This window comes from Bradyrhizobium sp. AZCC 1588 (genome assembly GCF_036924735.1).
Taxonomy (GTDB): Bacteria; Pseudomonadota; Alphaproteobacteria; order Rhizobiales; family Xanthobacteraceae; genus Bradyrhizobium.
Genome location: NZ_JAZHSC010000001.1, coordinates 6,797,939 through 6,823,112, shown reverse-complemented (window position 1 = coordinate 6,823,112; position 25,174 = coordinate 6,797,939). Strand labels below are relative to the sequence as shown.

At 60.7% G+C, this 25,174-nt stretch carries 26 protein-coding genes, 2 pseudogenes and 1 riboswitch; of the genes and pseudogenes, 17 read left to right on the top strand and 11 right to left on the bottom strand.

Translation table 11 applies throughout. The annotated features are described in order from the left end of the window. The first annotated feature begins 292 nt into the window (after positions 1 to 292). From V1277_RS31850 to V1277_RS35140, 4 genes are all read left to right on the top strand, one after another. Positions 293 to 961, top strand: a complete 669-nt coding sequence (locus V1277_RS31850; protein WP_334419684.1) for a class I SAM-dependent methyltransferase — start codon at positions 293 to 295, stop codon at positions 959 to 961. A 252-nt stretch (positions 962 to 1,213) separates the two neighbouring features. Beyond that, positions 1,214 to 1,759, top strand: coding sequence for a peptide-methionine (S)-S-oxide reductase MsrA (msrA, locus tag V1277_RS31845; RefSeq protein ID WP_334419683.1), 546 nt, complete (start codon positions 1,214 to 1,216; stop codon positions 1,757 to 1,759). Then, positions 1,756 to 3,396: an acetolactate synthase large subunit gene (locus V1277_RS31840; RefSeq protein ID WP_334419680.1), complete on the top strand. Its 1,641-nt coding sequence runs from the start codon at positions 1,756 to 1,758 to the stop codon at positions 3,394 to 3,396. Before msrA ends, V1277_RS31840 begins: the two co-directional genes overlap by 4 nt. Before the next feature lie 298 nt (positions 3,397 to 3,694). After that, a complete protein-coding gene (locus tag V1277_RS35140) occupies positions 3,695 to 4,405 on the top strand; it encodes a phosphatase PAP2 family protein (RefSeq protein ID WP_442894543.1) in 711 nt (236 codons plus the stop codon). Here the strand turns inward: V1277_RS35140 and V1277_RS31830 are convergent. The 3 genes from V1277_RS31830 to V1277_RS31820 are packed head-to-tail and all read right to left on the bottom strand — an operon-like array spanning position 4,297 to position 6,025. Then, on the bottom strand, positions 4,297 to 5,076 hold the full coding sequence (locus V1277_RS31830; RefSeq protein ID WP_334419676.1) for a succinate dehydrogenase iron-sulfur subunit: 780 nt from the start codon (positions 5,074 to 5,076) through the stop codon (positions 4,297 to 4,299). The genes V1277_RS35140 and V1277_RS31830 overlap by 109 nt on opposite strands. Positions 5,077 to 5,102: 26 nt before the next feature. Beyond that, a complete protein-coding gene (locus V1277_RS31825) occupies positions 5,103 to 5,666 on the bottom strand; it encodes a uracil-DNA glycosylase (protein WP_334419675.1) in 564 nt (187 codons plus the stop codon). A 35-nt stretch (positions 5,667 to 5,701) separates the two neighbouring features. Beyond that, positions 5,702 to 6,025, bottom strand: a complete 324-nt coding sequence (locus V1277_RS31820) for a rhodanese-like domain-containing protein (protein ID WP_334419673.1) — start codon at positions 6,023 to 6,025, stop codon at positions 5,702 to 5,704. A gap of 290 nt (positions 6,026 to 6,315) precedes the next feature. Here V1277_RS31820 and V1277_RS31815 point away from each other — a divergent pair, with 290 nt between their 5' ends. The 8 genes from V1277_RS31815 (at position 6,316) to V1277_RS31780 (ending at position 13,330) form a co-directional block, all read left to right on the top strand. Beyond that, positions 6,316 to 7,695 carry an MmgE/PrpD family protein gene (locus V1277_RS31815; protein ID WP_334419672.1) on the top strand — a complete coding sequence of 460 codons (1,380 nt, stop codon included), beginning with the start codon at positions 6,316 to 6,318 and terminating at the stop codon, positions 7,693 to 7,695. Positions 7,696 to 7,724: 29 nt separating this feature from the next. Next, positions 7,725 to 8,546 carry a phosphosulfolactate synthase gene (locus V1277_RS31810; RefSeq protein WP_334419670.1) on the top strand — a complete coding sequence of 274 codons (822 nt, stop codon included), beginning with the start codon at positions 7,725 to 7,727 and terminating at the stop codon, positions 8,544 to 8,546. 258 nt (positions 8,547 to 8,804) lie between these two features. Next, the gene (locus V1277_RS31805) at positions 8,805 to 9,251 is read left to right on the top strand and encodes a DNA polymerase ligase N-terminal domain-containing protein (RefSeq protein WP_334419669.1); all 447 of its coding nucleotides are present in this window, start codon (positions 8,805 to 8,807) and stop codon (positions 9,249 to 9,251) included. A 5-nt stretch (positions 9,252 to 9,256) separates the two neighbouring features. Next, positions 9,257 to 10,150: a non-homologous end-joining DNA ligase gene (gene ligD, locus V1277_RS31800; RefSeq protein ID WP_334419668.1), complete on the top strand. Its 894-nt coding sequence runs from the start codon at positions 9,257 to 9,259 to the stop codon at positions 10,148 to 10,150. After that, positions 10,147 to 10,869, top strand: coding sequence for a DNA polymerase domain-containing protein (locus V1277_RS31795; protein ID WP_334419667.1), 723 nt, complete (start codon positions 10,147 to 10,149; stop codon positions 10,867 to 10,869). The genes ligD and V1277_RS31795 overlap by 4 nt, the downstream gene beginning before the upstream one ends. A gap of 378 nt (positions 10,870 to 11,247) precedes the next feature. After that, positions 11,248 to 12,075 (top strand): CheR family methyltransferase, encoded by an 828-nt coding sequence (locus tag V1277_RS31790; RefSeq protein WP_334419666.1) that lies wholly within the window; start codon positions 11,248 to 11,250, stop codon positions 12,073 to 12,075. A gap of 95 nt (positions 12,076 to 12,170) precedes the next feature. Beyond that, positions 12,171 to 12,485, top strand: a complete 315-nt coding sequence (locus V1277_RS31785; protein ID WP_334419665.1) for a GYD domain-containing protein — start codon at positions 12,171 to 12,173, stop codon at positions 12,483 to 12,485. Between the two features lie 71 nt (positions 12,486 to 12,556). Further along, a complete protein-coding gene (locus V1277_RS31780) occupies positions 12,557 to 13,330 on the top strand; it encodes an MBL fold metallo-hydrolase (RefSeq protein WP_334419664.1) in 774 nt (257 codons plus the stop codon). A 100-nt stretch (positions 13,331 to 13,430) separates the two neighbouring features. On the opposite strand, the pseudogene V1277_RS31775 reads toward V1277_RS31780, so the two are convergent. Then, a pseudogene (locus V1277_RS31775) lies at positions 13,431 to 13,972 on the bottom strand (SOS response-associated peptidase family protein). A 150-nt stretch (positions 13,973 to 14,122) separates the two neighbouring features. Here V1277_RS31775 and V1277_RS31770 point away from each other — a divergent pair. Then, on the top strand, positions 14,123 to 14,473 hold the full coding sequence (locus V1277_RS31770) for a hypothetical protein (protein ID WP_334419663.1): 351 nt from the start codon (positions 14,123 to 14,125) through the stop codon (positions 14,471 to 14,473). A 355-nt stretch (positions 14,474 to 14,828) separates the two neighbouring features. Here the strand turns inward: V1277_RS31770 and V1277_RS31765 are convergent. After that, positions 14,829 to 15,116, bottom strand: a pseudogene (locus tag V1277_RS31765) (LysR family transcriptional regulator); the annotation flags it as partial. Between the two features lie 709 nt (positions 15,117 to 15,825). Here V1277_RS31765 and V1277_RS31760 point away from each other — a divergent pair. Beyond that, positions 15,826 to 16,197 carry a hypothetical protein gene (locus tag V1277_RS31760; protein WP_334419662.1) on the top strand — a complete coding sequence of 124 codons (372 nt, stop codon included), beginning with the start codon at positions 15,826 to 15,828 and terminating at the stop codon, positions 16,195 to 16,197. 264 nt (positions 16,198 to 16,461) lie between these two features. Here the strand turns inward: V1277_RS31760 and V1277_RS31755 are convergent, their stop codons facing one another. Continuing rightward, entirely contained in the window at positions 16,462 to 16,638 is a 177-nt protein-coding gene (locus V1277_RS31755) for a hypothetical protein (RefSeq protein ID WP_334420554.1), read from the bottom strand. A gap of 450 nt (positions 16,639 to 17,088) precedes the next feature. On the opposite strand from V1277_RS31755, the gene V1277_RS31750 reads away from it, so the two are divergent. Beyond that, a complete protein-coding gene (locus V1277_RS31750) occupies positions 17,089 to 17,859 on the top strand; it encodes a protein-L-isoaspartate O-methyltransferase family protein (protein WP_334420506.1) in 771 nt (256 codons plus the stop codon). Between the two features lie 927 nt (positions 17,860 to 18,786). Here V1277_RS31750 and bluB read toward each other — a convergent pair. Genes bluB through cobU form a run of 3 tightly spaced genes read right to left on the bottom strand, consistent with a single transcriptional unit; the run spans position 18,787 to position 20,710 of the window. Then, a complete protein-coding gene (gene bluB, locus V1277_RS31745) occupies positions 18,787 to 19,419 on the bottom strand; it encodes a 5,6-dimethylbenzimidazole synthase (protein ID WP_334419661.1) in 633 nt (210 codons plus the stop codon). After that, on the bottom strand, positions 19,419 to 20,207 hold the full coding sequence (gene cobS / locus V1277_RS31740; RefSeq protein WP_334419660.1) for an adenosylcobinamide-GDP ribazoletransferase: 789 nt from the start codon (positions 20,205 to 20,207) through the stop codon (positions 19,419 to 19,421). The genes bluB and cobS overlap by 1 nt, the downstream gene beginning before the upstream one ends. Then, complete coding sequence (cobU, locus tag V1277_RS31735) at positions 20,207 to 20,710, bottom strand: bifunctional adenosylcobinamide kinase/adenosylcobinamide-phosphate guanylyltransferase (RefSeq protein WP_334419659.1); 504 nt, start codon at positions 20,708 to 20,710, stop codon at positions 20,207 to 20,209. Before cobU ends, cobS begins: the two co-directional genes overlap by 1 nt. Before the next feature lie 145 nt (positions 20,711 to 20,855). Here cobU and cbiB point away from each other — a divergent pair, with 145 nt between their 5' ends. Then, the gene (gene cbiB / locus V1277_RS31730) at positions 20,856 to 21,779 is read left to right on the top strand and encodes an adenosylcobinamide-phosphate synthase CbiB (protein ID WP_334419658.1); all 924 of its coding nucleotides are present in this window, start codon (positions 20,856 to 20,858) and stop codon (positions 21,777 to 21,779) included. An 11-nt stretch (positions 21,780 to 21,790) separates the two neighbouring features. Continuing rightward, positions 21,791 to 22,756, top strand: a complete 966-nt coding sequence (gene cobD / locus V1277_RS31725; protein ID WP_334419657.1) for a threonine-phosphate decarboxylase CobD — start codon at positions 21,791 to 21,793, stop codon at positions 22,754 to 22,756. A gap of 4 nt (positions 22,757 to 22,760) precedes the next feature. Here cobD and V1277_RS31720 read toward each other — a convergent pair whose 3' ends face one another. Both V1277_RS31720 and cobO read right to left on the bottom strand, forming a co-directional pair. Continuing rightward, a complete protein-coding gene (locus tag V1277_RS31720; RefSeq protein ID WP_334419656.1) occupies positions 22,761 to 24,209 on the bottom strand; it encodes a cobyric acid synthase in 1,449 nt (482 codons plus the stop codon). A gap of 11 nt (positions 24,210 to 24,220) precedes the next feature. After that, entirely contained in the window at positions 24,221 to 24,874 is a 654-nt protein-coding gene (gene cobO, locus V1277_RS31715) for a cob(I)yrinic acid a,c-diamide adenosyltransferase (RefSeq protein ID WP_334420505.1), read from the bottom strand. Between the two features lie 43 nt (positions 24,875 to 24,917). Continuing rightward, positions 24,918 to 25,134, top strand: a riboswitch (cobalamin riboswitch). Positions 25,135 to 25,174 lie beyond the last annotated feature (40 nt).

The following is a 25,174-nucleotide window of genomic DNA, read 5'->3' as shown; positions in this document are numbered from 1 at the left end:
ACTTCCGGTCTACCTCAAAAAGCAGACATGTTTAGAGTCCGGAGGCACGTCTCAAAGGGGCCAGAAGGCGACTTCGCGGCCAACTGGGGTATCTGAGGCGCGGCATTAACCTTCAGATCGTCGTCGATTCCGTAGCCCTCTTGCTCGATGCGCTGCAGCACGCTTGGTCGCCCCTATTCAGAGACTTTCATGTGCTTGGCACCCGATCGACCATGGATTGCGATAGCTCGCGACAATTGTCTGAGGAACAAATAGACTCCTTGATCGGAGTCGGATCCGGTGGGTGAGCCATATGAGCAAAGAGACCAGCATCGACCACGTGGCGCAGAACATGGAGACGTACGATAGCATCGCCGAGCACTATTACGTAACTGCGACCCCTGAGCTTCGCGCATGGAAGGAAGAGTCGATGCAGCGCTTTGCCACCTTTCTGCCGGGAGCCCATGTCGTCGTGCCAGGCTGTGGCGATGGCCGCGACTCTCGGTTCCTGGCGTCCTTGGGTCTACAGGTCACATCGTTCGACCTGTCCGACGCGATGCTTCGCATTGCGCGAGAACGAGATCCATCGGGAAGCTATCTCAAGCTCGATTTCCGCGACATGATGAACCTTTGCGGACCGCTCGACGGCATTTGGGCCAGTGGCTGCTTGTACCATCTCACCAAGGCAGAATTCGTGCAGTGCGTAACGACGTGCAGATCTTTGTTGTCGGATTCGGGGGTGTTGTACGTGAGCATGAAAGAGGGACAGGGGGAACGTTATGAGGAGACGCTGGGGCCTCGCTACCCTGGGGGCGTTGAGGCCAGATCTCTTCTGCATGGTAGACGCTTCTATGCGTATTATGAACACGGTGAGTTACTGAAAGTACTCGATGGCTTCGCTTTGCTTACCGAACGGCGTGTCGAGCCCGCCGAGGGTGGATTTGAGTTGTGGCTGCGCAAGACTCGAGAGGCTGACGCATAGCCAAGCTCAGCTTCTCCATACCCTGCACCGGAGCTTGGTCCGGTTTGGATCACAAGCGGCGGTCGAAGGATCGCTGATGCGAAGTCCGGAGTGCCCTCAATACCAGACCAGCCGAAGGCGACGAAGTTGGTCGGCTTGGGGCGCAAAGCAGACGTTCTGGATCATTGCGCTTCTGCATCGTTCGGCCTCATTATGCGTCCTTGATAGAGTTCGGGAACGACGCCCGCAGCGTATCATCCAGGGAGGACGGACATGACAGTTTCGACGGAACGCGCAGTCCTGGCTGGCGGCTGCTTCTGGGGGGTGCAGGATCTGCTACGCCGCTATCCCGGCGTGATTTCAACCAGGGTCGGCTACACCGGCGGCGAGGTGCCAAACGCGACCTATCGCAACCACGGCAATCACGCCGAAGCGATTGAGATCACGTTCGATCCGCAGACCATCAGCTATCGCAAGCTGCTGGAGTTCTTTTTTCAGATCCATGATCCGTCGACGCTGAACCGCCAGGGCAATGACCGGGGCGCGAGCTACCGGTCGGCCATCTTCTATACCAGCGACACGCAGAAGCGGATCGCGGAAGACACCATCGCCGATGTCGATGCTTCCGGCCTTTGGCCGGGCAAGGTTGTCACCGAGGTGGCTCCTGCCGGACCGTTCTGGGAGGCCGAGCCCGAGCATCAGGATTATCTGGAAAAATATTCTGACGGCTACACCTGTCACTTCATTCGCCCGGAATGGACTTTGCCGCGTCGGGCGGAGAAAGCTGCAACAGGCGCGAGCGGAGTTTCGGCTGCGTGACAAAAGCCTCCGATCTGCTGGTGGCCGCCCTTGAGAGCGAGGGCGTCGGCTACATCTTCGCCATTCCCGGCGAGGAGAATCTCGACGTGCTGGAGTCGCTGCGACGCTCGAAGATCAAGCTGGTATTGACACGGCACGAACAGGCTGCCGGTTTCATGGCGGCCACCTACGGGCGCCTCACCGGGCGCGCGGGCGTCTGCCTGACGACGCTGGGTCCCGGTGCGCTCAATTTGACGACGGCTGCGGCCTACGCGCATTTGGGCGCGATGCCGATGGTCATGATTACAGGACAGAAGGCGATTCGAAGCAGCCGCCAGGCGCGCTTCCAAATCGTCGACATCGTTGCGACCATGCGGCCGCTCACCAAGATGGCGACGCAGATCGTCTCCGCGCAGAGTATTCCGACCCTGGTTCGCGACGCCTTCCGGGTCGCGCAGCAGGAGCGGCCGGGTCCGGTGCATCTCGAACTACCCGAGGATATCGCGGCCGACGAAGCCGCAGCCGACATCATTCCCCCGCATGTCGTCGAGCTTCCGGTGGCGCCTGCAGCGGCCATCGAGCGCGCCGCAGCCATGATCATGGGCGCCAGCAGGCCGCTCGTCATGCTGGGCGCCGCGGCGAGCCGCCCGCATCTCGCCGAGCCGCTGTCGGCGTTCGTGCGACGATGCAGGATTCCATTCTTCAACACCCAGATGGGGAAGGGCGCGGTCAATGCCGGCTCCAATCTCTATATGGGCACAGCCGCGCTGTCGGAGCGGGATTGGATTCACGAGGCTGTCGACCAGGCCGACCTGATTATTTCGATCGGCCACGACACCGTCGAGAAACCGCCTTTCCTGATGGGCCATGATGGACCGCAGGTTATCCATGTCGGCGCCACGCCGGCGACGGTGGAACAGGTATACTTCCCGCAGGCGGAGATCGTCGGCGACGTCGGCGTGAGCCTCACGAGCCTGGCCGATCGCCTCGAAGGCAAGCTCCCCAATGGTCAGGCATTGCTGGGTTTGCGGGAAGGGATCCTTGCCCACCTCGCCGAACGGTCGACGGAGGATCGGTTTCCGCTGACGCCGCAGCGCATCGTGCACGACGTCCGCCAGGTCATCCCGCCGGACGGCATCGTTGCCCTCGACAACGGCATGTACAAGATCTGGTTCGCCCGCAACTATCGCACCAGCGTCGCCAACACGCTGCTGCTCGACAACGCGCTCGCGACCATGGGGGCGGGTCTTCCTTCGGCGATCGCAGCGTCGCTGATCCATCCGGATCGGCGCGTGCTCGCCGTCTGCGGTGATGGCGGCTTCATGATGAATTCGCAGGAGCTTGAGACGGCCGTGCGGCTCAAATTGAATCTCGTCGTGCTCGTGCTCGAAGATCGTGCCTACGGCATGATCCGATGGAAGCAGGAAGTCGACGGATTTTCCGACTTCGGTCTCGACTTCGGTAATCCTGATTTTGTGGCTTATGCGAAGTCATATGGCGCCAAGGGCTCCCGCGTCGGGAAAGTCTCGGAACTCGCGACGACGCTGGGAGCGGCTTTCGCGGAAGGCGGCGTCCATCTCGTCGTAGTGCCCGTGGACTACAGCGAGAACATGCGCGTGCTCGTCAATGAGCTGCACTCGATAGCCCAGACCGGGTGACATTTTAAATCACCGCGTCAGGGCAAAATGCCACAGGCTATCCTCGGTGCTGCCATTTCCGGCACAGGGAAAGCAATGAGCAACGACGTCATCGCCAATGGCACCTTATCAGAAGACCCGAAGGCAATATTCGTGAAGACGATTTCCGCTTTGTAGAGAGAGCTCGATACCGACACCCGATCAGGGGTGGCCGTTTGGCAAAGCGCATTATCCGCATTGCCAATGCTCGCTTAGCCGCCAAACCTCACTTCGTATCTTTGGAGATTGATGGAAGTTGAACTCCCCGGAGGCGACGAAGATGAGAACAACTGAATCGCAGAATGCTGCCAGGCATCTGAGGTCTTGGGCTCCGACCTTGTTCGTCGCCGTTCTTCTGTTCGGTTTTGCGTTCATCGCTCTGAAAGTGACCGAAGGAGAGCCTATCGCGTTCGACCGTTGGTTGATGGTCGTCTTTCGTCACGCGTCCGACTTGTCGCGGCCAATCGGGCCGCCATGGTTGCTTGACGTTGTGCGAGACATCACCGCACTGGGCAGTACCGCGGTACTTGCACTGCTGGTCACGGTTGTGACCACGTTCCTTTTTGCCATAGGCAAACGTCACGCCGGTTTGTTCGTCCTGACGACGGTCCTGAGCGGCGCCATTCTCAATACCCTTCTCAAGCTTGCCTTTGCGCGAGCGCGCCCCGATCTCGTCGCTCAACTCACTCAGGTCTCTACGCTGAGCTTTCCGAGTGGGCACGCAGCGATTTCGGCTGTCTGCAATCTGACGCTCGGCTTGATGCTTGCTCAAACGCAAGCTTCCCGCTCTGTTCGCATCCATCTTATAATGACTGCCGCGACCCTTACCCTGCTGGTCGGAGTCAGCCGCATATATCTCGGCGTTCATTACATGCAATGCGGTCACACTTGTCGCTCGACGAGCATCTTTTTGATCTCCGCGATGGCCTTGGCGGGGTTGAGATCTTTCGGGCAGACCTTGGCGCAATTCATGATGGTGTGGCAGCGGTAGAGGCGGAACGGATCCTCAAGATTATCGAGCCGCTCGCCGCTTCCCTCGTCGCGGCTGTCCATGATCCAGCGGTGCGCTTGCAGCAGGGCTGCTGGCCCGAGGAAGCGCTCGCTGGTCCACCAATAGCTGGGACATCCGGTACTGCAGCAAGCGCAGAGAATGCATTCGTAGAGGCCGTCGAGCTTGGCGCGGTCGCTGGGCGATTGTTTCCATTCTTTTTCCGGCATCGGTGTGACTGTCTTGAGCCACGGCTCAATCGAAGCGTACTGGGCGTAGAAGTTGCCAAGATCGGGAACGAGATCCTTGATTACCGGAAGATGCGGCAGCGGATAGACCCGGACCACGTCCCTGATTGCGTCCGTCGCCATGGTGCAGGCGAGCGTGTTGGTGCCGTCGATGTTCATCGAGCACGAGCCGCAGATTCCCTCGCCGCAGGAGCGGCGGAAGGTGAGGGTCGGATCGATGACGTTCTTGATCCAGATCAGCGCGTCGAGCACCATCGGCCCGCAATCGTCGAGATCGACGAAGTAGGTGTCCATGCGTGGGTTCTTCCCATCGTCGGGATTCCAACGATAGATGCGGTACTCGCGTGGATTCCGTGCGCCCGCCGGCCGAGCCCACGTCTTACCTGCGCTGATCTTCGAGTTCTTGGGAAGTGTAAATTGGACCATCAGCGCCTCGTCGAGAGCTTCAAACGCTATTTGAATCTAGATAACCCCAATTCTTTCCAGGCTTGCCGTAAGTCGACGACCGCCTGACGCCAAGCGTCGCCGTTTCTCCCGCCGAAGCGGCGGACGTAGGCTGGGTGAAAAGTGATGCGCAGCGGATGGCCTTCAAATTGGCGCTTTGCCTTGCGGGCCATTCGAATCGACGGCGACTCGCCGAATAGGCGAGCCGCTGTGCTGCCAAGGGCAACGATCACGTCCGGCCTGGAACGTCGGATGTCAGTTAGCACCGCTGCACCATAGAACTGGATTTCCTCAGTCGTTGGGCTGCGATTGCGTGGCTTGTGGTCTTTGGAATGTTCGATGGGCCGAAATGGAATGACATTTGCCAAACGGAGCTGGCCAGGGTCGATCCCACTCTCCTCCAGCATCTTGCGCAATGCGTTGCCGGCCAGCCCGACGAAAGGCTTGCCCTGCGCGGCTTCCTCGCCGCCTGGCGCTTCACCAACCAAGTATAGCCGCGGTCGCCGGAAGAGACCTTCAGGCGCGACACGACGGTGATCGAGAAGTTTGTTTGCGGCACTTGTCTTGGCCATCGGTTCCGGCACTCGCCAAGCCAAAGGCACCTTGCTCAGCCGGCTTCGGTTCGCAGGCTCGCTTTCTGCCAGTCGGCTTTGCCGGCCTTGTAGTCGAATACTTTGGTGTAACCCAGCCGATCCAAATGTTCAGCAGCCTGAGGCGACAGCTGACACTCGCCATCAGCGCAGTAGACAACCACCGGGACATTCTTGTCGGGAATTGCATTCTGGATGTGCTCGTCGAATGCTTCATCGAAAGGAACGTTGATTGCCCCAGGCAGATGCCCTTTTCGAAAATTCGGCTCCGGAAGCACTTCGACGATGCTGGCATGTCGCCGCATCAGCGACCGTACCTGCTCACGAGAAATTTCCTGCATCGTTGCTCTCCTGGCACGCTCTTTTACGGGCAACTCGTCGCCAATAGAACCGTTCCGTCGCCGTTTGGAACTTCGCCGTCCACATAGCGATTGCGGGACTGGGGGAGGATGAGGAAGTAGCGCAGCGCAACGTCGGTGCGCCATGGCCATCGTTCGGGCGACCGCGATCAATGCTGCGATGGAACCCGACCTAGGGGCCTTCCGGGCCCAGCGCGATGAGGTCCTTGTCGAGCAAGTGTGGTTTGATCATTCGATCCTTCCATACCACATCTAAATCAAGGAGCCCGGCTATGACCCAGGTGCAGATACTGGCCGGTTTTGTCGAGCGCGCGCGTTTTGCCGACCTCAGCATTGCGGCCGTGGAGCAGCTGAAAATCCGCGTGCTGGACACCATTGGCGTCGCGCTGGGCGCACTTGACGCTGGCCCCATCGGCACCATTCGCAAGCTTACAGACGAGCTCGGTGGCCGCCCTCTATCGACCCTCATCGGCGGCGGCAGCACCGCTCCGGACCGGGCGGCCTTCTTCAACGGCGCGCTCAGCCGGTATCTCGATTTCATGGACAGCTATCTCGCTGAAGGCGAGACCTGTCATCCGTCCGACAACCTCGGCGCGGTTCTGGCGTCAGCCGAGATGCAGCAGGCAAGCGGCGCGGACTTCTTGACCGCGCTCGCAGTCGCATATCAGGTCCATACCCGTTTGAGCGATGTTGCTCCGGTGCGAGACAAGGGGTTCGATCACACAACCCAGGGCGCCTACGCGGCGGCGGCCGGAGCAGCCAAGGCGCTCGCTCTCTCGCGCGATCAGATTGCCAACGCAATCGCCATCAGTGGCACTGCGAACAACGCGCTACGCGTGACCCGCACCGGCGCGTTGTCGCACTGGAAGGGCCTCGCCTATCCGAATACAGCCATGGCGGCGACATATGCGGCGTTGCTTGCGGCACGCGGCATTACCGGACCGGCGGCGGTTTTCGAGGGCAATAAGGGATTCATGGACACGATCGCTGGGCCATTCGAGATCGATTGGTCAAAGGAGGACATGGAGCGGGTGCGCCGCACCATATTAAAGAAGCACAATGCCGAAATCCATGCACAATCTGCTATCGATGCTGCCCTCGATATTCGTGCGGATCCGCACTTTGCAGCCCGCGCGGTGCGGGCCGTGCGGCTCAAGACCTTTGCGGTGGCCCATCAGATCATCGGTGGTGGAGAGGAAGGCGATAAACGAATTGTGCGAACAAAGGAGGAGGCCGATCACAGCCTTCCTTATATGCTGGCGGTTGCCCTTATTGACGGCCAGGTGCAGCCTGAGCAGTACGCGCCCGATCGCATAGCCGCCACCGATGTTCAGCAGATGCTGCGCAACGTAACCATTATGCCGGAAGCACGGCTATCGGCACTGTTCCCGCAGCGCTTGCCAGCCGAGCTCGAAGTGGAGCTGGAGGATGGCACCGTCTTTTCCGTGCAGCGGGAAGCCTATCACGGCTTTCACACCAGCCCCTTCGATTGGACGGCCGCGCGAGCCAAGTTCGATCGCGTGAGCCGCACGCTGACCACCGCAGCGGAGCGCGCGGCGATAGCCGACGTGATCGCCACGCTCGACGAGCGTCCGATCGCCGAGCTCACGGAGCTGCTCGGCTGTATTCGCTGGCATATCGCTGCCACATGATTTTCTGCGCGCATAGAAGGACGAGATCGATGACCGAGACCACATTTTCTTTCATCCCCCGGGCGGCGCGCTCGGCAAAGCCGCGCAAGACCGGACTTACCGAAGTTCGGGGCCCCTATTACAGCGCTTATGGTCCGCGTCATCTCGCCGATGTCTTGGAGACGGTCGGCGCCTGGGTCGATGGGATCAAGTATGCGGGAGGGTCGTTCGCGCTGATGCCCGCGGACGCTGTGAAGAGCATAAACAGGCTGGCACACGATCATGATGTTTACGTGTCGACCGGCGGCTGGATCGAAAATGTGCTGCGTTTTGGGCCGGAAGTGGTTGATCGCTACATTGAGGAAGCCAAGGCCCTCGGCTTCGATGTCATTGAAATCTCGACCGGCTTCATCAGCTTGCCGACGGATAGCCTCCTAGGCCTGATCGAGAAGGTGAAAAGCGCCGGGCTGAAAGCCAAGCCTGAACTCGGCATTCAGTTCGGCGCTGGGGGTAGCACCCCGGCCGAGGAACTCGCAGCCGAGGGCACCAGGGATGTCGGCTGGCTGATCGCCCAGGCCGAGCGCGCGCTCGACGCCGGCGCCGACATCATCATGATCGAAAGCGAAGGTATCACCGAAAATGTGAGCGCATGGCGCACCGACGTGGTGGCCCGTATCATCAATCAGCTTGGGCTCGAAAAGGTCATGTTCGAAGGCGCCGATCCCGCAGTATTCGAATGGTACATCAAGAACTATGGAAATGAGGTCAATCTGTTCGTCGATCACAGCCAGATCATACAGCTCGAGGCGTTACGGTCCGGCATCTGGGGCACCAAGAGCACCTGGGGCCGCATTCAAAACCTTGCTCCATGAGTCGTGCACGATATTTTGCCGTTCCACAGCCGGCCGTGGGGAGATCCCCCTATTCATGCGAATCGCAGAAATGGGTGGCTGCAGGGGCCGTCCCCGAGTTGACCTGCGCGTGTTGCATTTGCACACTTGTGCTCGGATTGTTGACCTACGCGTAGCAACTTTGCCGAGCATAGCGCAGGAGGACTGGCAGCATTACTGCCCATTTTTCGGAACCAGTGGTCGCTAAGCGGCGTTTTCCCGGAACGAAAGCCGCGAATCATGATGGCGCTGACCGCCTATCGCAGGAAGCGTAATTTTCGGAAGACGCCAGAGCCGTGGGCGAGGGCGCATCGAAGGGCGAAGGAGCTGATCTTCGTCGTCCAAAAGCATCGCGCCTCGCACGTGCATCATGATTTTCGGCTGGAGCTGGACCGCGTGCTCAAGAGCTGGGCCGTCCCCAAAGGCCCGCCCAGAAGGTCTGCGGACAAGCGCCTCGCCGTGAAGGTTGAGGATCATCCCTACGCGTACAAGGATTTCGAGGGAACGATACCCGAGGGCGAGTACGGTGCCGGGACCGTGGAAAAATGGGACGCAGGAACCTACGCGGCGAAGGCGCATGAGCTTCATTCTCAATGGGAGCAAGCTCAGGGAAGCGTATTCGCTCGTGCGCTTGAAAAGCCCGAAGCAATGGCTGCTGATCAAGAAGCATGCGAAAGAGTGACCTGAGGCCAATGCTTGCAACCCTGATCGACGCGCCATTCGACGATAAGGAGTGGGTTTTCGAGACGAAATGGGATGGCTTCCGACTGGTTGCAAAAACCGGAGGCGGAGACGCTTCCCTGTATTCGCGCAATGGCAATGACGTGACCAGACGTTACGCCGCGATCGCCGAAGCGCTCCACATTATCAAGCGCAACGCCGTGATCGATGGCGAACTGGTGGCCCTCGACGCGCACGGCCGATCCCGGTTTCAACTGTTGCAGAACGCCCTGAAGGGCAAAGCGCGCCTCCGATATTACGTCTTCGATCTTCTCTTCCTCGACGACAATGATTTGCGCGGCGCACCACTGGTCGAGCGCAAGCAGCGCCTGCACGCTATTCTGGGCCGCCATCCATTGATCCGTTTCAGCGTCCATCGAAAGAAACACGGCCAAGCAGCATTCAACAAGGCAAAACGGGCGGGCGAGGAAGGTGTCATCGCCAAGCGTGTGTCCAGTCGGTATTATTCCGGCAAGCGCACGAGGGAATGGCTAAAGATAAAGACCGGCCACGAGCAGGAAGCTATCATTGTTGGCTTCACCGCACCGCGCGGCAGCCGCAAGCATTTCGGCTCACTGGTGCTGGGCGTTTACGAGAAGGGTAAACTCGTTTACGCCGGTCACAGCGGCGGGGGCTTTTCGACCGAAATGCTCGCGACGCTGCACGCCCGCATGGTGAAGCTGAAGACCGGCCAGCAGCCGTTCACGGACGTTCCGCACGAAGCCCAGACGACGTGGATCAAACCGCGGCTCGTGTGCCAAGTGAAGTTCACCGAATGGACTCGCAAGGGCGAGATGCGTCATCCCGTGTTCCTCGGCCTGCGCACGGACAAGCCTGCGCGGCAAGTCAGGCGAGAGCGAGCATGACCGCAAATTTTACCAATCTTGACAAGATTTTCTGGCCGAAGGAGCGGTACTCCAAGGGCGACGTGATAGCCTATTACGAGAAGATTGCGCCTTATCTGCTACCTTATGTCAAAGACCGGGCCGAAGCCCTCAATCGGTTTCCTGACGGCATCAAAGGCAACCATTTTTTTCAGAAAGACGTCGATCCCAAGCGACTGCCTCGATTCGTCAAGAGCGTTTCGCTGCGAGCCAAAAGCGCTGGAAAGACTGTGGACTACGTGGTCTGCAACAACAAGGACACTCTTCTCTATCTCGCCAACCTCGGCTGCATCGAAATCAATCCATGGTCTTCGCGCATCGCGCATCCCGACAAGCCGGATTTCATGATCCTCGACCTCGATCCGAGTAAAGGTGACGTTTTCGACGACGTTATCGCCGTTGCACAAACGGCGCGCCAGGTCCTGGAGGGGTTGCGCGTGAAAAGCTACTGCAAGACCTCCGGGAAGAAGGGGATCCATGTATTGGTCCCATTCGGCGGGAAATATACCTTTGCGCAAGTCCGTCACTTCGCGAAGCTGTTGGCTGAACGGATCGAAGCCGAAATACCCGCATCGTCCGCAGCCTTGAGAGGGACTCGAAGGCGCGCGCTCGCACCTCGCGACCATAAGCCAGGCCAAAGCGATCTCGCCCGGGCGCGCCCCGCCAGATTGCCGCCAGGAGGCCGCTCAAGAGCTCGCTGACAAAGAGCTGCTCGCCGGTATCGCCGCTGTCAGAGTTGGGAGAGGCGACTACGACGGTGAAACGTTGCTTTGCCAATCAGAGGCATCCGCGATCTCCCAGCAGGGATTCGCATGCGCCCCTAGGCTGAATTGGCATCCAGGACGAGTCGGGGCCGACGACGCCCTTGCCTAGTAGCGCCTAGACTGGATGCTCGACTTAACGAGCCCGGCTATCACTGATACTGCCATTGTCGGCGTTCCGGGACCCGCATCATCGCGTTTGCCGGCGCGGCTATTGCTGGTACTTTTGATATGTCTCTGCTGCCGGTGGCAACAACGGGTATTCGCCGCCGGCGAGCGGTCCGCCAGGCAGTTTGACCACGCTTGATCGGCAGTTCCATGGACGATCGAGATTGCACCGGTTTTCTCCAGTGGGCGCTCGCGCAGCGCGATTTCCGCTGGCCCGGTTTTCGTAGGGTGCGCCGCCAAGTCTGCAAGCGCCTGAACCGGCGAGTCCGCGAACTCGGACTTGCCGATTTTGCGGCCTACCGCCGCCGCCTCGAGGCCGATCCGGCCGAGTGGATGGCCTTTGATAATTGCTGCGTCGTGACCATTTCCCGTTTCTATCGCGACAGGAGCGTGTACGAGGCCTTGCGCGAACGCGTGCTTCCTGAGATCGCGGCGCGCGCCGTTCGCGAAGGAAGAATGGTCCGCATCTGGTCTGCCGGCTGCGCGTCTGGCGAAGAGCCATACACGTTGAAAATCATCTGGGACTACGATGTAGCGCGTGAGTTTCCCGATGCGTCGGTGTCAATCGTGGCGACCGATATCGATGAAACCGTTCTCGCAAGGGCGCGGCGAGGGTGCTTTGAGCCAACCAGCCTCGGCGAATTCCCGCCGCGGCTGATTGAGCAGGCATTCGACCGGGTCGGGCTCCTCTACTGCATCAAGCCGAAACATCGGGAAGGGATTGAATTCCTGCCTCAGGACTTGCGGAGAGGGGGACCAGCATGGACGTTTGATCTCGTTCTTTGCCGCAACATCGCGTTCACCTACTTCGCGGAACCGTTGCAACGTCATGTGCTGAGGGGCATCATGGATCGCCTTGCGCCGCACGGCTATCTCGTCATTGGCACGCATGAGCGGCTGCCGAGCGTCAAGCAGATGTTGAGACCCCTGTGTGGCGCGCCACAGATTTTCGAACGGACTGAGGTCGCCGAGCGTTGAGTTTCGTACCAATCCTACGATCGATTGCCGCAACTAGGCGCGCACCGGCGGATTGATTGAGCTGGCGGTCTCGTCCTTGCCAAGGAGATGGTGTCATGCCGACATTCATCATGCTCACCCGCCTAAATCCGGATGCCGTTCGTTCGCCGAAAGGACTGGAAGCCCTCGAACGCGACGCCATGAAACGCGTCCGCGAGCAATGCCCGGAGGTTGAATGGCTCAGCAGCTATGCTGTGCTCGGCCCGTACGACTACCTCGATATCTTCGTCGCAAGGGATATCGAAACTGCAGCCAAGGTTTCAACGCTCATCCGTACTTTTGGCCATGCCCAGACCGAAATCTGGTCGGCGACTGAATGGGACCGATTCAAGGAAATCGTCCGGACGCTTCCGGGCGCGGCCCGCGCATGATTCATGCCTGCCGGCCAAAGCGGCGAGGGCGACTGCTGAGGTGACGGCTGCCCAGGGCAGCGTCTGGTGACATGAAACTGACATTTCTTGGAACGCGCGGCGAAATTGAAACACGTTCACGCCAGCACGGACGTCACAGCGCGCTGCTGATTGAGCACGGTAGCTCGCGCATTATGATCGACTGCGGAACCGATTGGCTACATCGTCTTCGCGCAATCGGCCCGACGGCGATTTTCCTTACACATGCGCACGACGACCATGCGGCAGGCCTCGCCGATGGCGCCCCTTGTACAGTCTATGCGACTGCGGCAACCTGGAGATCGCTCCGTCGCCTGCCGATCGCCGAGCGGCAGAGGCTGCCGTTGCGAAGGGATGTGCGGATCGGCGACGTGCGCTTCAAGGCCGTCCCGGTCCAGCATTCGGTCCGTGCTCCCGCCGTCGGCTATCGGGTGTCGGCGCACGGCTGCTGCTTCTTCGTGCCGGACGTTGCCGAACTGCCCAGGCCTTCCGATGTGCTTGATCGGATTGACCTCTACATCGGCGATGGCGCGACCGTGAGCCGCTCAATGGTACGGAGCAAGGATGGTGCGCTGGTAGGGCATGCTCCCATTGTTCGTCAACTCAAATGGTGCGCCAAGGCGCACGTTGAACGAGCCATCTTCACACATTGTGGATCGCAAATCGTACGAACCGGCGCGCGGGCCGCCCAGTTTTTGGTGCGCCGGCTGGGCCGCGAGCATGGGATTGATGCACGTGTTGCTCGTGACGGAGACCGCCTGGCCTTCGGGTCTAGATCGGATAAACTGATGCACCGAAATCAACGCGCACGAGTTGACCGTAGCTGATTCTGCCGCAAGCGTTCGTTACTGCATAAAGGCTGCGCGCTTGGACGGGTGCTTTAGATGTGGTCGGCGATGTTCCGCAAGCGGAGCCATGCCTAGGTTGCTAGGTCGATCTGCTCGTCTTCATTCGAACTGCGGATGATCGCGGCCGCCTCCGTACGAGCAGGGTGTCCTCCTTGTCGCCGCCCCGCGCAACGATAATGGCCGCGTCGTCGGGCAATGGCCCGTGCAGCGCCTCGCCTCATCCCACAGCGCACGCATCCAGACGTCGCGTTCTTCATCCGTGGTCAGGATCACCGGCATTGCCTTGGGATGGATCGGCTCGACCACCGCGTTCGGCGAGGTCTTCAGAAAGCCTGTTGAAGGGCACAAGGCAGCGATTTTCTGGCTTGAGCCAGCCGCGCCAGTGGGGAGACGACCTATTGCGGACTTTGGTCACGGGCGGACCCCGGTCCGGGGAGGCGGCGGCATTCCCCAGCGCATCAGGGCCAACTCGCACTCAGCGCCCGCGTTGCGGATGACCGGCGCCGGATAATCCGGAAACACGCCGGGCATGCGCGGCAGGTTGCCGACGTATCGATTGACGACCCGAAATAGCTGACGGATGGCTTCCCTGTTGGTGGTGATTGAATAGCGATTGCACATTGACAAGGCCGTGGTGAGACCGAGCGGTTCGAGGCTACCACGCGCATTGCAACCGCATTCGTTCCGCTGAATGGCCACACGAAAATCAGACGCTAACCAAATTTCGCCGTTATGAGACTTGCTGGGCTTTCTACCTGGAAAGGAACCATCATGCGCATCCTAACGGCATCGGTCATCGTTGCAGCCATCTCGCTGGGGACGCCGGCCTTCGTGCAGGCACAGGGAGGCCCGTCGCAATCCGAGGCACCGGCTGCTCAGTCGAGCACTGTCATACGCGCCATACAGGTCGTCGACGTCAAGGAACTGCAACCGGCGGTTCGCTCGAAGGTCGAGGAGATTGCTGGGCAGGCCAGCGAGAAGGATATGCAGTCGCTCCGGGAGTCGATTGACGCGATGCCTGAGGCGGTATCCGCTCTTAAGTCCAAGGGCCTGAGTTCCTCACAGGTCGTTGCCATAAATATCGCCGACGGCGTTCTGACGATGTTCGCGAAGGCAGCTTGAGATCAGGATTGCCGGTGTGACAAGCGAGAAGCCGCCGAGCGCGAACCGGCGGGCGATCTGCGGGCGGGTGCCGATAATTCGTGTGTCCGCCCGCGCGCGGCGAACCAAATCAAAGCTAATCGGGGCCAGTGACGCTCCCTGGCGAAGGGCGATATGCGAACGAGGTCAACCGGTTTGCCACTTTTCCGAAGGCAAATTCGCGCATTGATACACATGGTCTTTTTCGGCTGTTGGCAAACTGCAAGGGAGGTAGCGTCGCGCGGGAATTGCCAATAGACGATTGCGGGCAACCGGGCCAGACACGCGAACTCCAAACACTTATATCCAGGCGGTGCGTCCGCATCAGATTCAGAGCTTAACGTTCCGCCACCAGCGAACCACGGTCTGACGGCAACCACGCATGAGCTGCATTGTGATCGTAGGAAGCATGCCACAGCAATGAAGCCGCTACCTCGCGCAACTCCACTGGAGGCGGACTGAGGCTGAGCCCGAGTTCGGTGGCGAACAGGCGAGCCAGTCGCGCGTGCATGGTTACGACGACGGGTGCGCGCGCCACCAGGGACGGGACCGTGAGGAAACGTGGCGTGGTCAGGATGACCGAGCGCCGCAATCCGAGCTTTTCCAGAGCCTCGTCGACCACGCCGCGCGGCGGGAAAGCACCCACGTTCCCATATACGAACTTATTGAACGTCCAGACAGAAAGACCGAGTGACAGAAAGTTAATAGTTTTACTCTGGCCCTTCTCGGGATCGCGGCATATTTCGTTATAGCCGTACGGATATTACGGTATCACCGCTCGGTGCTTGGCTTTCATCGTTGATGGGACCGCCAGTCGCGCTCCCGAATGGATGGAGCAGCGCATGCCAAGGCGTCGCCTTTTCAAACAAACTACATCGCTTAAAGAATGCCTTGCAAAGGAGGCAACGCAGTTGCGCAAGCAGGCTCAAGGCAACCCACCGGGGTTTGAGCGCGAGCTCCTGGTTCGTAAAGCCCGCCGAGCCGAGGCCGCTTCTCATATGATCGAGTGGCTGGCCTCTGCCCCCAAGCAACCAAGATAGGATCAAATAGGAATGGCTATTTATCGCCTATTAGAGAACTCTGCCTTAGGGCTGGGGCGAAAGAGGTTAACTGCATCATAGAGGCATACGAGCGAGCGCTGCACACCCTCTGCGTCAAGATGCGGCGCAGCTTTCGGCTCTGGCAATCAAAGAACTAAGCGTCCGCTAAAAGTCGCCGCATTTGGCGGCCTCGTATATTTCGAATGTCGCCTGTTGGCCCAATTGCGTGCTGTTCAGGCGGGAGCATCTGGAGAGCGGCGAAGCGAAACCACCCGCCCAAGAGGGAGCACCCTCATGAGATACGCGCTTCTGTTGATTGCTACCGTCTTGTTCGCAATTGCGGCCTCCGCCGAAGAGTATAAAAAGGGTCCCAACGGCGGCCTGATGCTCGACGTTGCCGGCGTCGATGCCGAACTCATGACCGCGGGGAATACGGTCACGATCAACGTCTTTGTTCTAAACGCCGCGAAGCCCGTTCCGACAGACGGTTTCACGGCAACGGCGCTTATGGTCAGCGGCAGTAATCGCGAGACAATCTCACTTACGCCGCAGGGTGAGAATTTGCTGAAGGGCGACGCGAAAAGCCCGATAGCGCCGGACGCTACGATCACCCTCACCATCAAAACGGCCGAGGGAAAATTGGGTCAGGTAAAGTTCAAGAAGTGATTGACTGCGAGAGCACCGGCTATCGTATTTTCGCCAAGAGCGGTCGGCACCTTCTGTGCGGAAGCGTTCTACCCATTTGGCAACTGTCTTCGCTGTGGTGCTGAATTGGCCTGCGGCGGCAGTCCTCTGCTCCAGCCTAGCGACGGCTTCTTCATGACTTGTTGGACATGCCAGTCGAAGATGCTGCCGTTGCCGGGTGCGCGCGCTTGGCCTGCACGATGCTACAGGTCGCGCGGCAGGCGGCGATGGATCCCGGAGACGGCGTCAAGCTCTGACATGGCGAAGAAACTCCGTCTCTCCGTCTATCTCGACGTTGCGGGAGAGCGCCTCGGCGCGCATCACGGCGGCGTTCGGATTGAAGCACTCGACGGCCTCGCCGGGCGCGATGCCGTCGTCGGCGGCGACGAAGGGCAGGGCGACGTAGTAGATAACCTCGGACATCTCAGTCGTCCCTTCGATTGGGTGCCTGCCGCCTGTCAGCTGCCGCTCCTTCCGGCGCGGGAAATCAGCGGGACCTTGAGGGCTTCTTCAAGCGTGGCCGCGGTCGCGCTTCGGGAGATTACTCTGTCGAGCTCGTCCTGCGACAGCGTCTGAAGCCGGTCGTTCAATTCGTTCGGTAGCTGCCCGAAGCGGGCGTGACCGCGCCAATATCCGAAAATGACCCGAGCGGAGGTTCCGAAGTCGTCGGGTGGTTGGCGGCAAACAAGAACACCCAAAGCACTGACAACGCTTGCCAGTGCAACGGAAGCAACAATGATACGTAGGATTGTATTCGCAATTCCCGGTGAGAGGTTTTCGCCAAATGCGCCGCTTGAGGAGGCCAAATGGTGGATGGGTCGGAAAAGTATCGAACGTTCTATGCCAACCTGATTTGCACCGCGGCCAAGCTTGATGATGCTCGCATTGAGGAAGCATTTTTGCTCGGTGGAACGCGAGCCCTTCGTCGGACTCGGGCCGTGGTGGCTAACCTTCGGAGGTCACCCATACGTGCAGACACCTGACGATGATCCGGCATTCATCTACCATAACCTGCTCCTCGCATTAGATCGCGAGCGCGGGATCAATATCGGCCAGCCCAGCGCTCACGCCTGGTGGCTGGGGGCCTGCAACATCAAGAAGGCGGAGACCGTGGTGCAGGTCGGGGCTGGCAGCGGCTACTACACGGCGATCCTAGCGCACTTGGTTGGCGAGGACGGCCGGGTGTACGCCTATGAGATCGATGAGGCGTTGGCGGCGCGAGCTCGCGAGAACCTCAGAGACCAGCGTCAGGTGGAGGTGCGAATGCAATCGGGCGTCGCGTCGGACTTGCCGCAAGCCGACCTGATCTACGTTTGCGCTGGCGCCGGGCAACCAAGCCGCATGTGGCTCGATGCATTGCGGCCCGGAGGGCGCCTGTTGTTTCCGTTAGCTCCCCAGGGTGTCTTTGGAGGCATGCTCCTAATCACGCGTCCCGACCAAGGCTCCGCGTGGCCAGCGACGTTTGTCACTCGCGCCGCATTCATCGGCTGCGAGGGTCTTCAAGACGAGGAGGCAGGTCGTCGGTTGACAGAGGCGTTTTCGAAATGTTGGGATCGCGTGCGTTCGCTCAGGCTCGACGGATCACCCGATGATAGCTGCTGGTTTGCGGGCGAGGGCTGGTGGCTTTCAACGGCGGAGGCCTGACGGGCAGCAAAGGCCGACGTCCCCTTGTGACCGATAGTGTTGAAAAAGTCTTTTTGGGGTGACGACCAAAATTTTTCAGGACCGCTGATGCCTTTCGCACGCGGCGATATGAGGGAACCACATCGTCTCACACAAAAACGACCACGGAGCTTCGTATGGGCGCTACGCAGTATTGCAGTGGTGGAGTCTGTGTATCGGCTCCGAACTTTGACCCCTATAGGCGTCCAACAGTGACCCCAGCCAACTGCTGCTTTCCTTCGCAGTACCAATAACTTCGAGGTGGGGTCTGCGTTGGACGCCGATTGGGGGTCAAACGGCTCGCCGATTTACAGTAAGACAAAAGAAAGATAGTCGGGCTCGGGTCGGATGGTAAGGCCTGTCTATGTCGAGACCTCGAGGTGCAGGCAGAAGGTGTTCGACCCGCTCGCTGATCGACCTCTCGGCGGTCAATGACCTGCGCAGGCGACCGGACAACCCGCACTGAGGGACAAAACCGACATCTCGGATGTCCACTTGTGGCGAATTGTGTTGATAAAGTCCTCTCTAGCTGATGAGTGAAAATTCTCTGGACCGCTGGTGCGTCTCTCTCTCTCTCTCTCTCTCTCTCTCGCTGCGAGGTGAGGGACCATATCAATTACCGCAAAAACTATCGTGGGCCCTCGTATCGATTCTACAGCGCCTTGCAGCGGCTGAAATCGCCAATGCGCTACATTTGCGAGATTTTCGGAGCCCGGCGATTTTCGAGTGTTTCAACAGTATCGGCGCAAACCGGACATACTTACGCGGTGTCGTCGGGCCTAGCGCATGTGCCTTGCGATGCGACCGCGTCACTTAATTTGGTGAAGTCCAACAGCACCGATATTGGCTGAGTCTGCCATCGCTGGCGCAATCGACCACGCTTCCTTTCGATCACCGTCGCGCGACGGGTTAGCGTCGGACCGTGAATTCGGTCGACGAGCGTCGATATTCCCAATTCGTTAGCTCAAGCTCGGGACGATCGAACGCCATCTGGGGATAGCCGAGGCAAAGATAAGCGATGAGTTTTTGAGAGCTCGGCACGTTTAAGATTTCCTTGATGCGCGCAGGGTTCAGGATCGAGACCCATCCAAATCCGATTCCTTCGGCCCGCGCAGCGAGCCACATCGAGCAGATGGCTGCGACGACGGAATACTCCAGCATTTCTGGCATTGTGGCGCGCCCAAGGTCATGACCCAAGTCGCTTGCCTTCTCCATAAAAACGGCGAGGTGACCGGGCGCTTCTTCGAGGCCCGCGAGCTTTAGCGTTGCGTACCGCGCCGCGCGCTCTCCTGAATAGGACGCCAGGGCGTCGGCATTGCAGGCCTTGAAGTCATCGATTACGGCGCGGCGCCGCGCCTCGTCCTCGACGATGACGAACCGCCAGGGCTGGCTCAGCCCGACCGATGGCGACAGGCAGGCGATCTCGATGAGCCGCTCAAGCGCGCCATCAGGAAGCGGATCGGTCCGGAATCGCCGCACATCGCGCCGCCAGATGAAGAGCTCGCGCAATTGGTGACGAAATTGATCGTCGAAGGCGACCATCAGAGTTGCAGGCTGGAGTGAAGGAGGGATGCTGCCATCAGCAGGATAGCGGTCTCGGCAAGCTGCTCGAACGCACCCAATATATCCCCCGTCTGCCCACCGATCTGTTTAATTGCGAGCCGGGCCATCATCAGTCCGATCAAGGCGAGCAGGGCCATTGCCAGGATCGCCTTGCCAGGCCCAAAGCCGAGAGCGAGCACGAGAGTGCCCAGGCCAAGCGCAATAGCGGCGTTTTGCGGTGCTGGCTGTCCCGCGCGTGCCGAAAGGCCGTCGGGCCGTGCCGGCGGCACAAACGCCATGAAGGTAGGCGCTCCTGCACGCGCGGCAGCGTGTGCGAGGAGGAGTGCGATCATGACCGATCGCGGCGCGGCGATCGCCGCCAACGCGCTCCAGCGCAGAGCCAGCGATATGATCAGCGCACACGCCCCATAGGTGCCGATCCGGCTGTCGCGCATGATGTCGAGCTTGCGCTCGCGTGTCCGGCCGCCGCCAAGTCCGTCCGCGGTGTCGGCGAGCCCGTCCTCATGGAGCGCGCCGGTCACAATGACCGTACTTGCGAGCGCCAGCATCGCGGCCGGACCCGGTGTCAGGCCAAGCGCATAAGCGATCGTGTACACCGTTGATCCCACCAAGCCGACGAGCAATCCTGCAATGGGCAGCGACCAGCTTGCGCGCGTAACTCCGCTATCGTCCAAAGCGTTGGGCGGACCGAAGGGAAGAATCGTGGCGAAAGAAATGCCGATCCTCAAATCGGCGAGAATGCTGCGGAGTTGCGCGACCTGAAACATTACTTGACCTTTATCGGCAATCCCGCGACCACGAATTCGACCTCGTCGGCCACCGCGGCAACGTTTTGGTTCAACAGACCGGCCGCATCGCGAAAGGAGCGCGCCAGCGCGTTGTCCGGCACAATCCCGAGGCCGACTTCGTTGGTCACGAGAATGACCGGGCTGCGTTGTCGGCCAAGCGCGGCAGTCAACAGGGCGGCTTCCTCCAGCCAATTGCGTCTGGCGTGCAAGAGGTTCGACAGCCAAAGTGTCAGGCAATCGACGAGGCGGGCGCCGCCGTTGTCCGTGTCGGTCAGCGCCTGCACGAGATCGAGCGGAGCCTCGCGCTCGATCCAGTCGTTGCCGCGGTGCGCGCGGTGCTGGGCGATCCGCTCCTCCATCTCCGCATCAAGCGCTTCGGCGGTCGCGATGTAGACAGGCCGGCCGGGATAGGCGTGCGCGCGCGCCTCGGCGCGCCGGCTTTTCCCCGACCTGGCGCCTCCCGTGATCAACACAATCGCCATCGAATTCTCCGTTCCGACCCCGCACTAACCATCAATCGCCGGTAAAGACAAAGCCGATTTCTCCTCTGAGGGCTTGCGTTCCGTTGCAATTCTTGCGCATCAGGGCGGGCGTAACAGGACACGACGCGTGGGTTTTGCCAGGGCAATGGCGGTGGCGATGATGGTGGACGCCCTCTTGGGGTGGCCCGGCGCGCTGTTCGCGCGCATCGGCCACCCCATGACCTGGCTTGGCCGGCTTATCAGTTTGCTTGACCGCAGCTGGAACCGATCCGCCGCCGGGCCGGCGATCCGCCGCATCGCAGGCCTCGCCGCCGCGCTTCTGGTGATCGGGCTGTGTGTTGCATTGGGCTGGATCGTGCAGGCCGCGCTGCCTCCGGGATGGGGTAGCGTCATGATCCTCGGAATCCTCGCGTGGCCCATGGTCGCGCTTCGCTCGCTTTATGATCATGTCGCGGCGGTGGCGCAGCCGCTGCAATCTGGCGATATCGATGCCGCGCGTCTCGCGGTCGCACAGATCGTGGGGCGAGATCCCGCAACGCTTGATGAGGCGGGGATCGCGCGCGCAGCCATCGAGAGTCTTGCCGAAAACGCGTCCGATGGCATCGTCGCGCCGGTGTTCTGGGGCGCGCTGTTCGGCCTGCCGGGAATTTTCGGCTACAAGGCCATCAATACGCTGGACTCCATGATCGGCCATCGTTCCGAACGTCATCTGTATTTCGGCTGGGCGGCCGCGCGCATCGATGATGTCGCCAACTTCATCCCCGCGCGTTTGACAGGCTTTCTTTTCGTGCTGGTCTCCGCGCGTGTCTCGGAGGCGCTGTCCTGTATGGTGCGTGACGCGAGCCGCCATCGCTCAATCAACGCCGGCTGGCCGGAGGCTGCCATGGCAGGCGCGCTCGGTGTGCGACTGAGCGGGCCGCGCAGCTATCATGGCACCATGACCGAGGAACCCTGGTTGAACGAGGGTGCACGCGATCCGCTTGCTGCGGATCTCCGGCAGGGCCTCAGGCTCTACGTCCGCGCGATGGCGTTGCTCGGCGGTTCGCTCGTGGCGTTGGCTCTGGCATGACGAGGCAGGCGATGCGCGAGCATGGTGGCAATCTCGATCGGGCAGTGCAGCGTTTCGGCGGGCGCGTGCAGGACTGGATCGATCTGTCGACCGGCATCAATCGGCAACCCTATCCGGTCGGCGAGATAGGACAGCTGCACTGGAGCGCGCTTCCGTCGCATTCCGATATCGAATCCCTGCACGAAGCCGCGCGGCAGGCCTATGGGATCAGTGCATCAATTCTGGCTATGGCCGGTGCGCAAGCGGCCATCCAGCTCTTGCCGCGGCTTGCGCCACATGGCCGAGCCCGCGTTCTCGCGCCGACTTACAATGAATACGTTGCGGCTCTCTCGGCCGCCGGTTGGGACGCGGCCGAAGTCCCCACGCTCGATGCGTTGGCCGGAGCCGACCTCGCCGTGGTCGTCAATCCAAACAACCCCGACGGCCGACACCATGACAAGGCTGAGCTGCTCGCGTTGCTGACACGCGTGGGTCGTCTCGTCATTGACGAAAGTTTTGCCGACGCCACGCCCGAACTGTCGCTGGCAGCGGAGGCGGGACGACCTGGTCTCCTGATCCTGCGCTCGTTCGGAAAATTTTATGGGCTCGCGGGCCTGCGTCTCGGCTTCGTGCTCGGTGGGGAAGAGGACATCGCGGCGCTTTCCGCGATGGCTGGCCCGTGGCCAGTTTCCGGCGCCGCGATTGCGGTCGGACGGCGTGCCTTGCTCGATCGCGATTGGGCCAAGGCGACTGCGACCCGCCTTGCGCGCGATTGCCTGCGGCTCGATGCCGAAGCGAAACCACAGGGGTGGCGTCTCGTCGGCGGCGCTCCGCTTTTCCGTCTCTATGAGACCGAGGACGGGCGTGCTGCGCAGGAGCGCCTCGCCGGCGCGCGTATCTGGTCGCGCGTCTTCGAGCAACAGCCGGGGTGGTTGCGGCTAGGCCTGCCAGGCGACGAGACCGAATGGGCGCGCCTGGCCGCCGCTCTATCGCGCTGATCCCTCAACGCGCAAGCGCAAGCAGTCCTTCGACATCTAGATGCGCCTCGATGTGATCGGCGAGCGCATCGAGTGCACTCTCTACTCTTACGCGGTACTGCTGGCCCGTGACCGGAATGTCCAATTGCCCGAGAAACAAGCTGCGAAAGTTGTCGGAGGCGAACAGGCCGTGCAGATAGCTGCCGTACACGCGGCCGTCACGTGAGATCGCTCCTTCCGGCGCGCCATCGAGCATTGCGAATGGACGCGCGCGATCAGGCCCATCAGTTCGCCCGATATGGATCTCATAGGCATCGATCGGTTGCCTCGTTTCCGCGTGCTGCGCGGTGACGCGGGTGAGCGTCTTCTCCCCGGTCATCACCGTCGTTACATCTAGGAGCCCGAGCCCGTCCGTTTCTCCCGCCGGTCCCTCGATCCCTTCGGGATCGGCCACGCTGTGCCCGAGCATCTGGTAACCGCCGCAGACGCCGAGCACGTGACCGCCGCGGCGGTGATGCGCGAGCAGATCGATGTCCCAGCCCTGCGCGCGCAGGAAGGCGAGATCGCCGCGCGTCGACTTCGAGCCGGGAATGATGACGAGCCTGGCGTCGCCGGGAATGGCCTCACCGGGGCGGACCATCACGAGGTCGATACCGGGCTCGAGCTTCAGCGGATCGAGATCGTCGAAATTGGCGATCCGCGACAATGCAAGAAACGCGATCTTGCATTGGCCGGGCTTGCGCGCTTCGCCGAGGCCCAACGCATCCTCGGCCGGAAGCTCGCTCGCGCGGGTGAAATAGGGCAGCACCCCGAAGCCGCGCCAGGATGTCCTGGCTTCGATCAGCCGATAACCGTCGCCAAACAGCGTGGGGTCGCCGCGGAATTTGTTGATCACAAAGCCTTGGATCATTGCGGCGTCTTCAGGATCGATCACGGTCTTGATACCGACGAGCTGAGCAATGACGCCGCCGCGGTCGATGTCGCCGATTAGCACCACCGGGACGGCGGCTTTTCGCGCAAAGCCCATATTGGCGATGTCGGCTTTGCGCAGATTGACCTCGGCCGGGCTGCCGGCGCCTTCGACGAGCACGAGATCGGCACGATCCTTCAGTCGCGCAAAACTCTCGAGCACCGCCCCCATGAGCGACGGCTTCAAAGAAGCATATTCGCGCGCGCGCGCCGTCGCGATGCGCTTGCCATGCACGATGATCTGCGCGCCGACATCAGTTTCCGGCTTAAGCAGGACAGGATTCATGTCGGTGTGCGGTTCGACGCCAGCGGCCAACGCCTGCAAGGCCTGCGCGCGGCCGATCTCGCCGCCGTCGACCGTTACCGCCGCATTGTTCGACATATTTTGCGGCTTGAAGGGGAGCACGCGCAAACCACGGCGCCTCGCGGCGCGCGCGAGTCCTGCGACAATGAGCGACTTGCCCACGTCCGAGCCTGCTCCCTGGATCATCAATGCGCGCGCCATCGAAATTGTCTTCAGAACTCGACGCCCGGCTGCGCCTTGATGCCAGAGCGGAAGGGATGCTTCACCAGTGTCATCTCGGTGACGAGATCGGCGATCTCGATCAACTCGTCCTTGGCGTTACGGCCGGTGAGAACGACGTGCGTCATCGGCGGCTTGTGTGCCCTCAGGAAATCGACGACCTCGGCGATCTCCAGATAGTCGTAGCGGAGCGCGATGTTGATCTCGTCGAGCACGACCATGCGCAAGGTCGGATCCAGAATCAGTTGCTTCGCCTTGTCCCAGCCGGCTTTCGCGGCGGCGATATCGCGGGCGCGGTCCTGCGTTTCCCAGGTAAAGCCTTCGCCCATCGCATGAAATTGGCAGAGATCGCCGAAATGGCCGGTGAGAAGGCGGCGTTCGCCGGTATCCCAAGCCCCCTTGATGAACTGCACGACCGCGCAAGGGAAGTCATGTGCGACACAACGCACGATCATGCCGAAGGCGGAGGATGACTTTCCCTTTCCCGCGCCGGTGTGGACGATAATCAGTCCCTTTTCGCCGCTCTTGGTCGACATGATCTTGTCGCGGGCGGCCTTTTTCTTCGCCATTTTCGTTGTATGGCGGGCGTCGGCCGAGGCCTCGGAGGCGACAATTTGCTCGCCTTCGGCGGCATCTTGTTCAGACATCATCTGACGTGGTCCTTCGGCTTGACAAGTCGCGGCCCAAAGCAAATGGTAGGCCTGCGTTGGTTCCTGTCCTACGACAGGCGAAGAGGGAATGCGATAGGGCTCAAATCGAGAGGTTTGGGTTCGAAAAGCAGCCGCCCCCGCGACCGTGACCGGAGAGATGCCCGAAGCCACTGCCCCAACGGGGTCGGGAAGGCGGGCATCGAAGGAAGAAATCCTGCTCCGCAAGCCGGGAGACCTGCCAGCGCAACGTTTTGGACCGGCGGACGGGGTGTTCCGCGACGGGGAAGCGAGCCTTCC